At 33.0% G+C, this 14,309-nt stretch carries 11 protein-coding genes; 8 read left to right on the top strand and 3 right to left on the bottom strand.

Annotated elements, in window-relative coordinates; translation table 11 throughout:
• Positions 1-161 precede the first annotated feature (161 nt).
• Positions 162-1,607 carry a glycosyltransferase gene (locus tag NYQ10_RS21510; protein WP_289878177.1) on the top strand — a complete coding sequence of 482 codons (1,446 nt, stop codon included), beginning with the start codon at positions 162-164 and terminating at the stop codon, positions 1,605-1,607.
• A 74-nt stretch (positions 1,608-1,681) separates the two neighbouring features.
• Here the strand turns inward: NYQ10_RS21510 and NYQ10_RS21505 are convergent, their stop codons facing one another.
• A complete protein-coding gene (locus tag NYQ10_RS21505) occupies positions 1,682-2,389 on the bottom strand; it encodes an AAA family ATPase (RefSeq protein WP_289878176.1) in 708 nt (235 codons plus the stop codon).
• Positions 2,390-2,418: 29 nt separating this feature from the next.
• Positions 2,419-3,150, bottom strand: coding sequence for a YggS family pyridoxal phosphate-dependent enzyme (locus tag NYQ10_RS21500; protein ID WP_289878175.1), 732 nt, complete (start codon positions 3,148-3,150; stop codon positions 2,419-2,421).
• 161 nt (positions 3,151-3,311) lie between these two features.
• Between NYQ10_RS21500 and NYQ10_RS21495 the strand changes: the two genes are divergently transcribed.
• On the top strand, positions 3,312-3,575 hold the full coding sequence (locus tag NYQ10_RS21495; protein ID WP_289878174.1) for a DUF2024 family protein: 264 nt from the start codon (positions 3,312-3,314) through the stop codon (positions 3,573-3,575).
• Positions 3,576-3,714: 139 nt separating this feature from the next.
• Here the strand turns inward: NYQ10_RS21495 and NYQ10_RS21490 are convergent, their stop codons facing one another.
• Positions 3,715-5,127: a PLP-dependent aminotransferase family protein gene (locus NYQ10_RS21490; protein WP_289878173.1), complete on the bottom strand. Its 1,413-nt coding sequence runs from the start codon at positions 5,125-5,127 to the stop codon at positions 3,715-3,717.
• 159 nt (positions 5,128-5,286) lie between these two features.
• On the opposite strand from NYQ10_RS21490, the gene NYQ10_RS21485 reads away from it, so the two are divergent.
• From NYQ10_RS21485 to NYQ10_RS21460, 6 genes are all read left to right on the top strand, one after another.
• A complete protein-coding gene (locus NYQ10_RS21485; RefSeq protein ID WP_289878172.1) occupies positions 5,287-6,240 on the top strand; it encodes a glycoside hydrolase family 43 protein in 954 nt (317 codons plus the stop codon).
• A 426-nt stretch (positions 6,241-6,666) separates the two neighbouring features.
• Positions 6,667-7,260 (top strand): RNA polymerase sigma factor, encoded by a 594-nt coding sequence (locus NYQ10_RS21480; protein WP_289878171.1) that lies wholly within the window; start codon positions 6,667-6,669, stop codon positions 7,258-7,260.
• A gap of 154 nt (positions 7,261-7,414) precedes the next feature.
• Complete coding sequence (locus NYQ10_RS21475; protein ID WP_289878170.1) at positions 7,415-8,557, top strand: FecR family protein; 1,143 nt, start codon at positions 7,415-7,417, stop codon at positions 8,555-8,557.
• 172 nt (positions 8,558-8,729) lie between these two features.
• Entirely contained in the window at positions 8,730-12,047 is a 3,318-nt protein-coding gene (locus NYQ10_RS21470; protein ID WP_289878168.1) for a SusC/RagA family TonB-linked outer membrane protein, read from the top strand.
• 5 nt (positions 12,048-12,052) lie between these two features.
• Positions 12,053-13,498, top strand: coding sequence for a RagB/SusD family nutrient uptake outer membrane protein (locus NYQ10_RS21465; RefSeq protein ID WP_289878167.1), 1,446 nt, complete (start codon positions 12,053-12,055; stop codon positions 13,496-13,498).
• A gap of 15 nt (positions 13,499-13,513) precedes the next feature.
• Complete coding sequence (locus NYQ10_RS21460) at positions 13,514-14,284, top strand: DUF4843 domain-containing protein (protein ID WP_289878166.1); 771 nt, start codon at positions 13,514-13,516, stop codon at positions 14,282-14,284.
• The last annotated feature ends 25 nt before the right edge of the window (positions 14,285-14,309 follow it).

Raw genomic sequence — 14,309 nt, 5'->3', positions numbered from 1 at the left:
CTTAGAACCGTATTGGCACGACGCTTGCAAATTGTGTTTATGTCAAAATCTTTGATGTATCTGTTTTTTAATTGTTTCTCCCCATACGAGTTTCAAATTAATGAGAAAGGAAGAAGATTTTACTAAAAGCCAAATTAAAGAAATTAAAAAGGAGTATAAACATGGAAAGCGAAACAATTATCTCAAAACAATTTTACGCGAACGGTAGTTCGGTACTAAGCGAAAAAGCATTAAGCGGTTCTATTTTTGGAACTAAAGAAAAAACGCAAAAAATACACGTTGAACGACCTACAAGTTCAATAGGATTAGCAATTATTATTGCAACATTCTTTTTGATGATTGCTGGAGTTTGTTCGGTATTTTTATTGCAAGATGATTTTGAACAATTTCATTTTGAAAGAGTAGCCTCAACTTGGGGATTGCCATTTTTAATCATTACAACGATTTTATTCTTTTATCAAACAGGAGTTTTCTTGTACAGCTCTTATTTGTATTTAAAATATAAACCAATCGAATCTGTATCAGATGAATTGTTGCCAACATGTACGATTATCGTTCCGGCTTACAATGAAGGAAAATTAGTTTGGGATACTTTGTTAAGTCTTGCAGATAGCGATTATCCAGCAGAAAAATTACAGCTTTTAGCAATTGACGATGGAAGTAAAGATGACACTTGGTATTGGATGCAAGAAGCAAAAGCAAAATTGGGAGATCGCGTAACGATTTTTCAACAGCCAAAAAACCAAGGAAAACGTCAAGCTTTATACAGAGGATTTAAATTAGGAACTGGAGAAATATTTGTAACTGTAGATAGCGATTCTATCGTTAAAAAAGATACTTTAAGAAACTTGGTTAGTCCGTTTGTGGTAAACGAAAAATGTGGCGCAGTTGCAGGAAACGTTCAAGTTTTAAACAACAAATCGGCTATTTTACCAAAAATGTTGAATGTTAGTTTTGTAATGAGTTTCGAATTTCAACGTTCTGCAGAAAGTCAGTTAGGTTCTGTATTATGCACACCTGGAGCTTTGGCAGCTTACAAAAGAGATGCTGTATTCAACTGTCTTCCAGAATGGATCAACCAAACTTTTATGGGTGAACCGTCAGATATTGGAGAAGATCGTGCTTTGACAAATATGATTTTGAAACAAGGTTTTGAAGTTAGATTTCAGAGAAATGCAGTTGTATTGACAAACGTTCCAGAAGAATACAAAGGCTTATACAAAATGTTCATCAGATGGGCGAGAAGTAATGTTCGCGAAAACTTGATGATGGCAAAATATGTTTTTACAGATTTTAGAAAAGATTCAAAATTTGGTCCGAGAATGTTGTTCTTAAACCAATTCTTTAAAATTGCAATGACATATCCATTTATCTTATTTATGTTATACTTTATTGCAGTTCACCCTATATTATTTTTAAGTTCAACATTTTTAGGAATCTTAATTTTTTCAAGTTTTTCTATGATCTTTTATGCAAAAAGATACAACTTGTCTGAGTCTTTCTGGGCTTACTCTTACAGTGTTTTCTATACTTTCAGTTTGTTCTGGATTGCGCCTTATGCGATAGCAACAGCTAACAAAAAAGGATGGTTGACAAGAGGATTATAAAATTTGTACACTATTCATTCTATATAAAAACTCCGTAAAGAAAAACCCGTTGCATTTGCAACGGGTTTTTTGATTTATTGTTGAATATCTAAAGAAGCGATAATCTGTTTTTTCATAGAAGTATGAATATAATCTAAAGCTTCGGCGTATGAAATAGCATAACGTCTTTCGGTATTTTGAAATTGTTTTGGGAATTCACTTAAAATTTTATCGTAATAAATATCCAAATGACTTTCAGAAGGCATTTCGTATTTTAAACGAAGCTGAAATCTTCTTAATAAAGCGCTGTCAATTATCTCATAATGATTTGTTGCGCAGATTACTAAACTATCTGTTGGGAAATAATCAAAAAGCTGAATAATAGTATTAACCAAACGTCTCATTTCCCCCACATCTTTATCGTCGCTGTCGCGGCTTTTGCCAATTTGATCAAATTCATCTAAAAACAAAACTGCTCTTTCGCGAATTGCTTTATCAAAAATAGCTTTTAAGTTTTTAGAAGTCTCACCAATTCGCGCGTCAATAACCGTGCTGAGGTTTACGATGATAATTTTTTTGTTTAAAGTATTCGCAATCGCTTTTGCCGTTGTCGTTTTACCGCATCCAGAACTTCCGTGCAGTAAAATTTTATTATCTACTTTAAGATTGTACTTTTTTAATTCTTCAATATATTGATGTTCTTTGATAATTTGAAGTAAGGCTGCTTTATTTTCTTCACTAAAAAATAAATCGTCTAAAGCAATTTTTTCGTTATCAATTACGGTAAGATCATTCAGGTTCATCTGCGTTTTATTTGCTGCAAAATTAAGTTTTATTCTGCAATGTTTTCATTCCATATTTCTTTTCCTAAAAAACGATTTCCAAAAATCGAAGTGCCAATTCTCACTATGTTAGAGCCTTCAGCGATCGCAAGTTCTAAATCTTGAGACATTCCCATAGAAAGTTTTAAATCTTGTAAACCTTCTATTTTTTCGGCATAAATTTCATCTCGAATCGTTCTTAAAAGTCTAAGTGACGGAATCATCTTTTCTTTCTCAACATCTAAAAGTCCGATTGTCATTAAACCTTTAATATTTAGATTTTCATACGTTTTTATTTTTTTAATGAAAGACAAAACTTCCTCTGGCGCCAAACCGAATTTACTTTCTTCATAAGAAGTATTAACCTGAATAAAAACATCTAATTTTCTATTTTGATTTTGAAGCTGTTTCTGAAGTTCATCAGCCAAACTTATTCGGTCTAAAGATTGAATGCAAGTCACATATTTGAAAACGTCTTTGATTTTGTTGGTTTGAAGATGCCCAATAAAATGTCGTTCTACAGGAAGATGTTTCAATTCGGCATCTTTATCTCGTAATTCCTGCATTTTATTTTCGCCCATTAAACTTTCTCCGGCTTCAATTGCAATACGAATTTGTTCTGGCGAAACAGTTTTTGTCGCTAATAAAAGCTGAACTTCATTAGGATTTCTTTTAGAGATTCGACACGCATCTTCGATTCGCTGATGAACTTTTATCAAATTAAAAATAATCTCGTTTTTCATATCACAAAATTAAATCGAAACCTCAAAATCTTACTGGACCAGAATCTTTCAAAAAATGAAAAAACTGGATTATTCAGCAGTTTCAAAACCAGCGTAAATTTGTCGAATAAAAACAATAAAACTTAGTCCCTTAGCGACTTAGTAACTTAGAAACTTAGGAAATGAAAATAGCAGTTTGGGATACTTACGTAACCCGCAAAGACGGAAAAATTATGCATTTTGATATTTTGGTAGACGAAAATGTGAACGATGCAGAACAAGTGTATGAATACGGTAAAATTTACCTAAAAAGTGTAAATCAAGAAGGACAAGCTTTATCTTCTAAAGAATGTCGTTTCTGTCACATTGATAAAGCTCCAATTGAAGTCGAAAATCAAGTTCGGGCAAATGGTTTTTCTATTATTGAAATGGAAAATTGTAATTAAATGAATTGGACGCTGATAAAACGGATTTGCTATCGCAAAGAGGCTGATAGACGCAGATTTTAAAATCAGTTTTTTTTCCGCGTCTTTGCGATAGCAAATCCGTAAAATCCGCGTTTAAATATGTTTTTTTTTAGACTTTTTACAAAAATTTAGCAAGCGCCTTAATTCCTTCCTCGATTTGCTTTTCGGAAAGTGAAGCGTATCCTAAACGGAAACCTTTAATTGTTTTATCAAAACTAAATCGATCTGGACTCATAATCTGAATGCCTTGCGATTTTAGTTTTTCAAAAACATCCAAAACATCAATTTCAGCTTTTGGAACAATCCAAAAAGCAAGTCCGCCTTCGGGTTTTGAAAAGCTTATTTTGTCTTTAAGATGTTGATTTAAAATGCTTTCAAAAAAATCTCTTTTACTTTTATAAATCAAATTAGCTTTTTTAAGATGACGTTTTATTTTTCCTTCATTGATGAGGTTTAAAATCGCTTCTTCCATAATATTATCGCCCTGAACATCAATTATTTTTCTGTGATTTCCGATTTTCTGGATATTTTCTTGAGAACTAACTAAATAACCAATACGCAGCGCGGGCGCAACAACTTTACTAAAACTGCCAATATAAACATAGTTTTTTAAAGCCAAATAACTCGAAATGGGAAGAATCGGACGTTGACCAAAATGAAATTCATTATCATAATCGTCTTCAATAATCGTAAAGTTATATTGATTTGAAAGTTCAATTAGTTTTAATCTCTTTTTTAAAGACAATGTTACCGTAGTCGGAAATTGATGATGAGGCGTAACATAAATTGCCTTTATGTTTTGATGAGTTTGCAAATATTCTTCGACTTGATCGATATTCAATCCGTCTGATTCTACATCGATTGGAAGCAATTTTGCGCCAGAATTTTCAAAAGTTTCCCAAGCAGGTTTATAGCCAGGATTTTCAATCAAAACAAAATCACCAGATTTCAGAATGCAATGCGAAGCCAAATACATCGCCATTTGGCTTCCGCGTGTTATGCAGATTTGATCGTGAGAAATACTCATGCCACGTTTAAAATTGAGCATTTGAGCAATCGATTTTCTAAATTCCAAATTTCCCAATTCGCTGCTGTAACCCATAATTTGCCAACGCGATTTTCGGCTAAACAATTCGCGATAAGCTCTTGCCAAATCATTCATTGGCGCCAATCGACTGTCTGGAAGTCCATCATCAAAAACTAAAAAACTCTTTTGTTCTTCAGTTGAAGTTTTTTGCTCTTTTTTATTCTCTAATGAATGATCGATTTTCGGAAGTGAATTCGTTACAAAAGTGCCTTTTCTATCAAAAGTTTCAAGCCATCCTTCGGCAGTTAAAACATCCAAAGCTTCCACAACTGTGTTGCGATTTACTTTTAATAATTGTGCCAACTGCCTGCTTCCCGGAAGCGCATTTCCGCTTACTAATTTTCCTGTTTTTACCGCATCGATAACTGCATCAGCGATTTGAAGATAAATCGCTTTGTCTGATTTTTTGTCAAGCTGAATTTCTAATGGCCAAGGACGAAGCATCTGGACTGTTTTAAGTTTATTGAATGAAAACTATTTTCTAGTCCAAAAATACAATATTTATAAAATCAAAAAATAGATTGAAAGTACATTTTATGAAAAGTTTGAAACTCAAATTCAATACTTTAAAATGTTTTATTACTTTTAAAATAAAAAAAAACTATGAAAAAGATTCTCTTCGGTTTTCTGATGCTTACTTCGCTGCATTCATTTGCACAAAATAATCCAATTTTTAAAGGCTGGTATGCAGATCCCGAAGGCATTATTTTCGATAAAACATATTGGGTTTTTCCAACTTATTCGGCACCTTTTGATGATCAGGTTTTCTTCGATGCTTTTTCTTCGCCAGATTTGGTAAATTGGACAAAGCATCCAAGAATTTTAGATACAACGGCTGTAAAATGGGCAAAACGAGCTATGTGGGCGCCGTCTATCATTAAAAATAAAAACAAATATTTCCTGTTTTTTGGTGCGAATGATATTCATGAAGGAGAAAAAGGCGGAATTGGAGTTGCCGTAGCTTCAAAACCAGAAGGGCCTTATAAAGATTATTTAGGAAAACCTTTGGTTGATAAAATTATTAATGGTGCTCAGCCAATTGATCAATTTGTTTTTAAAGACAAAGACGGTCAGCATTATTTAATTTATGGCGGTTGGAGACATTGCAATATCGCTAAATTGAAATCTGATTTTACTGGTTTTATTCCTTTTGAAGATAAAACGATTTTCAAAGAAATGACGCCTGATAATTATACAGAAGGTCCTTTTATGTTTATCAAAAACAATAAATATTATTTTATGTGGTCTGAAGGCGATTGGGGCGGGCCGGATTATTGTGTGGCATATGGAATTGCAGATTCGCCAATGGGACCCTTTAAAAGAATTGGAAAAGTTTTAGAATCTGATCCGAAAATTGCGCGTGCCGCTGGACATCATTCTGTTATAAAAGTGCCGAATAAAGAGCAATATTATATTGTGTATCACAGAAGACCATTGACAGAAACAGTTATGCATTCGAGAGAAACTTGCATCGAAGAAATGTTTTTTGATGAAAAAGGTTTTATTAAACCGGTTGTTTTAACTAATGAAGGTGTAAAAGCTAATCCGTTAAAATAAAATCAGAGTAATCTTTATCGAGAAATAAATTAAAGACTTTTTGGAATTGTTTTTTTGTTACAAAAATTACATTCCGTAAAGTCTTTTGATTTTTTATTTAAAATAAACTTAAAGAATTTCAATTTAGAGATTTAAAGAAATTGGCTACGTCAATTTTTCTAAATTTAATAAAAATACAATTTTAACTTAACATGAATTTATGAAGTATATTTTGTAAAATTCATTTTATTTTAGTGAAAGAAGTTGTTTAAATTGAAAAAATAAATAATATTAAGAGTTATAATTGTCAAATTTTTAGTTTTTTTAAAATATTAAAATTAAGAACTATTGCAATTATATGGCTGTGTTGTCGAGAACAAATTAGGATTAATCGGCAAATTTATTATGTTTGTTGCGAATTATTCAATTCTCTTAAAACCGCAATCATTGTCGAATACTGTCTTAAATCAAGATCAAATTTTAATCGATCGTCTCCGCGACGGCGATGAATCGGCATTGACAGAATTGTATAATAAATTTTGGCAGGCACTCTTTATGTCTGCTTATAATGTTATCAAAGACAAGGAATTATGCGAAGATATTATTCAGGATATTTTTATGAATATCTGGCATAATCGTGAAAAAATTGAAATTCATATTTCGTTAAAAGGTTATATGTATGCCTGCGCTAGATATCAGGTTTTTAATCATTTAAGAAAAAATAAAGACAAAATTCACGTCGAACTTTTTGATGATTTAGAAAAACGCTTTTTAACTTCTACGCCAGAAACACAATTAATGCACGACGAATTGGTGCAACAATTGAATTTAATTATCGAATCTCTTCCAGAAAAATGTCAGGCAGTTTATAAACTAAGCAGAGAAGAACAGCTTAGTCATAAAGAAATTGCCGAACGACTTAACATTTCTACAAAAACAGTCGAAAATCATATTACAAAAGCTTTGCATACCATTCGATCTTCTATGGGAGAAAGTATCAGTATGGCAATGATTTTATGGCTCACAAAAAATATCTTTTAGCAGGAATTAAATATTGTTGTCGGATTGATGGTGTGTGCGTTTTCTTCTTTTTTTAGTCATTTTTCAAAAAAAATAAAAAAAATACAATTTGGACTAGGGGGTAGGTGTCTTTTTGGATACTTACTTAATATACTCCCCGAATAATACAAAAAAAATGAAAAAAGAGGATTTTTTAGTTTTACTAAATAGATATCTTTCCGGTGATACCAATCTCGAGGAGAATAATAAACTATTGAATTTTTACGAAAGTTTTCAAACAGATGAAAACTGGAATGATGCGCTTGGTTCTAAAGAAGAAATGGAACTCAAAATGAGAACGCGTCTTCAAAATGCGATTCAATCTGAGGAAAAAGAAGTTATTCGCCTGAAACCGTTTTATGCCACAAACAGATTTAAACTGGTTGCGATGGCGGCATCTTTATTATTGTTGATTTCGATTTCATTAATAATCAATAAAACAAATCCGCTTAAAATTGAAACTCCGCAGGTTGCACACAAAGAAATTCTAATTGGAAGTGACAAAGCAACTTTGACTTTAGAAGACGGATCTGTTATCGCTTTAGAAAAAGGAAAATCGTATACAAAAGGAAATGCTTCGAGTAACGGAGAAAAGTTGATTTATAATTCAAAAGGTTCAACTATTGCCAATAATCTTTTAACAATTCCGAGAGGAGGACAATTTTTTGTTCAATTGGCAGATAGCACTAAAGTTTGGCTGAATTCGGAATCGCAATTAAAATACCCGGTCGCTTTTGTAGATGGAGAAACCAGACAAGTAGAATTGGTTTACGGAGAAGCTTATTTTGAAGTTTCGCCAAGCACGAAACATAAAGGTTCAAGATTTAAAGTTAAAACCGAAAATCAAAATGTTGAAGTTATTGGAACTCAATTTAACATTAAAGCGTATCGAGACGAATCGACTATTTACACCACTTTGGTCGAAGGTGTAGTTGCAGTAAGTAATGCAAGTAAAAGAAAAACTTTGGTTCCGAATGAACAATCGAGAATTTCAGAATACAACGGAAATATTACCGTTTCTGAAGTTGATGTTTACAACGAAATTTCTTGGAGAAAAGGCTTATTTGTATTTAAAGGAATGCCTCTCAAAGAAATTGCAAAAGTACTGTCAAGATGGTATGATGTAGATATTGTGTTTGCAGATCCGGCTCTTGGGAATGTTAAGTTTAATGGAGTTTTAAACAAAAATCAAAAATTAGAAGACATATTAACGACAATCAAGAATATTAATTTTATTAATGCCTATGAGAAAAAAGATGATAAGATTATTATCAAATAAAAAGAAAAGGGATTAAAGTTTAGACCTCTCACCGTACTGCACTTTATCCCTTTCTATGTATTAATCCATTAATCAGTTTTAACAACCAACCAACCAATTAACATGTAAATTTATGAAATTTAAATTAACCAGCGCCTATTTCTATTTTAGAGATCGGCTAATTATTAACATTATGAGAACTTTTATCTTCTTGTTTTGTACTACAATTTTTGGTTTTTCTCCCGTAAATCTATTTTCACAGAACTCAAAAGTTGTAATTACGGCTGATAAAACAGTAACTGTTGACGAAGTTTTTGATATCATCACAAAACAAACCAACTACACTTTTATTTATCAGGAAGATTTATTTAAAAAATTACCTAAAGTACATTTAAAAAAAGGAAAAATTAAAGTGAATGAATTATTAGAAGCCAGTTTTTCTAATAAAGATTTTGATTTTAGTTTTTCTAATGGAAATACAATTGTTGTAAAAGAAAGAGCTGCAGAAAAAGTAGTGGTTTTACAATCTAAAATTATTGAAATTAAAGGTACTGTAACCAACGAAGCCAAAGAGCCGCTTCCTGGCGTTAACATAAAAGTGCGAGGAACCAATGCAGCGGTACAAACCGATTTTGATGGGAAATATACAATTAGCGCACCAGAAGACGGTCAAGTTTTGTTTACTTACATTGGACATAAAGCACAGATTGTTGAAGTAAACAAAAGAAAAGTAATAAATGTTACTTTAATACAAGAAACCAAACAGCTTGAAGGAGTTGTTGTAAATACGGGGGTTACAGTTCGTAAAAAAGAATTGATTACTGGAGCAGTAACGGTTTTTAAAGGCGAAGAGCTAAGACAGATTTCTACGCAAAATGCTGTTCAGGCTTTAAAATCATTAGATCCTTCTTTTATTGTGGTTAATAATAATTTAGTAGGTTCTAACCCAAATATTCTGCCAACAATTGAGGTGAGAGGACAGACGAGCTTAACAGCAAATCAGGTTGATAGCCAGTTTAAAGACGATCCGAATCAGCCGTTATTTATTCTAGACGGATTTCCAACGACTTTGCAGCAAGTTGTCGATTTAGATATTAATAGAATTGCAAGTATTACTTTGTTGAAAGACGCAGCTTCAACTGCATTATATGGTTCTCGCTCTGCAAATGGAGTTGTAGTAATCGAAACCACTAAACCAATTCCGGGGAAATTACAATTCTCTTATGTTTATAATTCTTCTTACGAATTGGCAGATTTAAGTGTTTATAATTTAATGAATTCCGAGCAAAAACTAGAATTCGAAAGACTTTCTGGAGTTTATACTACAACAAATCCTGCTTCTGAGTACGATTTTAAAGTTCAAAAAGAATATCAAAGACGTTTGGCAGCGGTTCGCAGTGGTGTAAATACGTATTGGTTAAATGAACCAATCCAAATGGGAATTACCTCTGGGCATAGTTTGAATTTTGGCGGCGGAAGTGACGAATTTAGATTCAATATCGCTGGAAATTATAAAAAGGTCACAGGTACTATGAAAGGAACAGAACATAATACTTGGGGATATAATACTTCACTAACTTACCGAAAAGATAAATGGAATATTAACAACCAGACTTTTGTTTCGGGGGGAGATAATCAAGAATCGCCTTATGGTTCTTTCGAAACTTGGGCAAAAGTAAGTCCGTATTACCCGAAGCATAATGAATATGGAGTTATAACCCGCTATTTGGATGGTTCTTCATTGCCGTTGGAAGATAAAAATATAGTGGTAAATCAGGCTCCAAACCCGTTGTACAATGTTTTCTTGGGAAGTTATAACAAATCAAATATTTTCAATTTCACCAATAACTTTGCTATTAATTATGATGTAAATGCGCATCTTAAAACAACTGGAGCAATATCAGTATCTAGAAACAGTACAATTGCAACTGTTTTTATATCACCAGACGACACCAGATATATTACGGACATTGCAACTGAAAAAGGTTCATATTATAGAAATGAGGCAATTACTGATAAATGGAATGCTAATCTTGGCGCAACCTATTCTAATGTTTTTAGAGATGTGCATTCTTTCAATTATACGGTTAGAGCTTCGGCATTAGAAACTCAAAATAATGCTTTTGGAACTACTTTAAGAGGATTTCCATTAGGTGTTGAAGGAAACCCAGCATTTGCTTTTGGATACCAGCCAAACGGAAAACCTAGAGTTTATACGCAATTAGTTCGAAGCGTAGATTTAACCAATCAGATTAACTACGCTTATGACAGAAAATATCTGTTCGATTTTACCCATACCATTTCGGGAGCAACGAACTTTGGAACCAACAAAAAATATTCTCCATATTGGGGCGTAGGTTTTGGATGGAACATTAACAATGAATTTAAAATGAACGAAAACATTGTTAATATTTTAAAGCTTCGTGGAAATATTGGGCAGACAGGAAACCAAAATCTAGTAGGTTTTGCCTCTTTCGATGTTTACTCTTATAATATTAATACGAATGTTTTTGGCCCAGGATTGGCTGTTTCTCAATTAGCAAACCCGAATTTAGAAGCACAAAGAACTAAAGATTTATCGGTTGGATTAGATTTGGCGATGTTCAGAAATAGATTAACCGCAACATTAGGAGCATACAGACGTAAAACTTCTCCACAAATTGTTGCTATCGATTTAGCGGCTTCTACAGGTGTAAATGCGTATCCGTTAAATGTTGGTTATTTAACTACAGAAGGCGTAGAATGGAAATTGAACTACAACTTTATCTACGATCTTCAAAAGAATTTTATCTGGGGAGTTGGTATAATGGGAGCTTCAGGAGATAATAAATTAGGCGGTTTCAATAATGCATTATCTTCTTTAAACGAGGCAGCTCAAAAAACATCAAGTCTTACCCGTTATTATGACGGTGCAAGCAGCAACGATCTTTGGGCCGTTCCTTCTCTAGGAATTGACCCTGCAACGGGAAGAGAAGTTTTCTTGAAGAAAAATGGACAATCGACTTTCACATTAGATAAAAGTGACGAGGTTGTAATGGGGAATTCAAGAGAAATTGCCACTGGAGTTGTTTCTACAAACGTAACCTACAAAGGTTTTAGTTTCGGATTATTTGTAAGATATAGCTTTGGTGCAGAAAGATTTAACAGTGCTTTATACAACAAAGTTGAAAATATTTCGAAAGACAATATTTTTGATAATCAAGACGCTAGAGCTTTTACAGATCGATGGACAACACCAGGTCAAATAGCACAATTTAAAGCTATTGGTTTAACAAATTCGACTCCAATATCTTCTCGTTTTATTCAAAAAGACGATTATATCGCAGGAGAATCTATTCGTTTAGGATATCGAGTAACCGATAGAGCTTGGCTAAAAAGAGCTGGATTAACAGGTTTAGGATTTAATGCAATTGCAAACGAATTTTTCCAAGTATCTACGATCAAAGCAGAACGAGGTATTGATTATCCTTTTTCAAGAATCTACTCACTTAATTTAAACTTATCATTTTAATTAGTATGAAAAAGTATTTATATAAAATTTCATTCCTTTTTCTAGTATCTCTTTCAGTTGTGGGCTGTAGTGATTTTCTAGATGTGGTACCTCAGGATAAAATCTTAGAATCGCAATTGTATAATTCGGAGGCAGGAGTTCAGAATGTGCATAACGGACTTTATCTGCAATTGGCGGCTAATAATCTTTATGGAAAACAGCTAACAATGGACGCAGTTGAGATTTTGGCACAGCAGTATAATATGAATTCAAGTCATTCAAAATATACAATGACGACATATGCTTATGCAGAAAAAACGCCTAAAGAAACTTTTACAGGTATTTGGGAAACGGCTTTTACAACAATTTTATCAGCTAATAAATTTCTAGAAAGTATAGATGAACACGCTGGGGTAATTTCGAGCGACAAAGCCGATTTGTTAAAAGGAGAAGCAATTGCAATTCGCGCTATGCTTCATTTTGATATGCTACGTCTTTATGGGCCAATCTATAAAGTAGCTCCTGCTGATCCAGGAATACCTTATTATGATAAATATGCGCCAACCAATAATCCGATTCTTCCGGCTAAAGATGTAATTACAAAAATACTTGCCGATTTGGATCAGGCGTTAGTTCTGCTAGCAAATGACCCTGTTTTGACTAATGGAAAATATGCAACTTCAGGAGCTTTTGGAGGTAATCCGTATTATGCTGCAAACAGAGGAAATAGAATGAATTATTTGGCTGTAAAATGTTTAAAGGCACGTGTTCTTTTGTATTCTGATAATAAAACTGCTGCTTCGGTTGTAGCAAATGAAGTAATAAATTTTACAAAATCGAATACGCTTTTTCCTTGGACAACTTTTTTAGATGCAACGAATTCGGCAGATCCTGACCGTATTTTTTCTTCAGAAAATTTCTTTGCATTAAGCGATTATACTTTATACACCAAACAAAAAGATTTGTTCGATTCTAGTTTGGCAGATAGTAAAATATATTCTCCATTATTGACAAGAATCAATGCTGTTTTTGAATCGAATGATAACGATTACAGAAGTCTTCCAAGTTGGAAAATTCCAATTGTAGGAGGAAAAACCCAAAAAACATTCTTTAAATATGAAGATGTTAACGACAAAACTAAACTGTTTCGTCTACAGATTCCGATGTTTAAGCTTTCGGAAATGTATTTAATCGCAGCCGAAACTTCAACTGTTCCGGCAACTGGAATTTCGTACTTAAATACGCTTCGTTTTAATAGAGGTCTTACCAATTTAGCCGCAACAGCAGTTTTAGCAACTGAGGTTACAAAAGAATACAGAAAAGAATTTATCGGAGAAGGGCAGTTGTTTTTCTATTACAAAAGAATCAATTCTACCACTATTCCAAATGGTTCGGCTGCATCAGGAAACTTGACAATGAGTGCTGTTCAATATGTGGTGCCACTTCCAGATTCTGAAATTAATTATCAATAATTTAAAAGATTAAATATGAATAAGATATTGATTTTAAGTATAATCTTCGTTTCTTTTTTAGGATTTACATCTTGCGAGAGAGAAGAAATCGCAACTTACGAAGACACCGATAATATTTATTTTTCTAACGCTTTATATGCTCCGAACGGAATTAGTGAACCTGTGCGCGACAGCACTGGATTTAGTTTCGGTTTAGACAAGCCAACTATTACGGCTAGACTTTTCAGAATTCCTATTAGAGTTCAAGGAAAACTAAGCGATGTGGATAGAAAAGTTAAACTTACTATTGATCCATCAAGTACAGCAATTGAAGGGACTCATTTTCAATTACCTAAAGAAATTTATCTTCATGCTGGACATCGAGTAGATACAGTAGATGTTGTCTTTTTTAGAACTCCAGATATGAAAACCAAACAATATACATTGGTTTTAAATCTTGAAGAGAATGAATGGTTTACAACAAAAATGCAAAACAAAATAGTGAATTCTATTACCAAGAAAACCATAAGTTTTATTCGTTGTAAGATAACTTTCGATGATAAATTATCACAACCTCCAGGATGGTTTGCCGCTTATTTGGGAGTTTTTACACCTAAAAAATTCTTTTTAATGTGCGAGCTTATGGACTTGCAGCCTGAAATGTTTGCACAAAAACTCGGTTCTGCAGGATTAACAGTTCCTGATGTGACGTATTACCAGAATTTCATGAAACGTTATTTGGCCGATCAGAAGAAATCTGGAAATACTATTTACGAAGAAGATGGTACAGAAATGTTCCTTCCATAAATTATCCAATTCATTTCATATCAAA

It is taken from the genome of Flavobacterium johnsoniae, assembly GCF_030388325.1.
Lineage (GTDB): Bacteria > Bacteroidota > Bacteroidia > Flavobacteriales > Flavobacteriaceae > Flavobacterium > Flavobacterium johnsoniae_C.
This window is presented reverse-complemented; position numbering and strand designations above follow the sequence as displayed.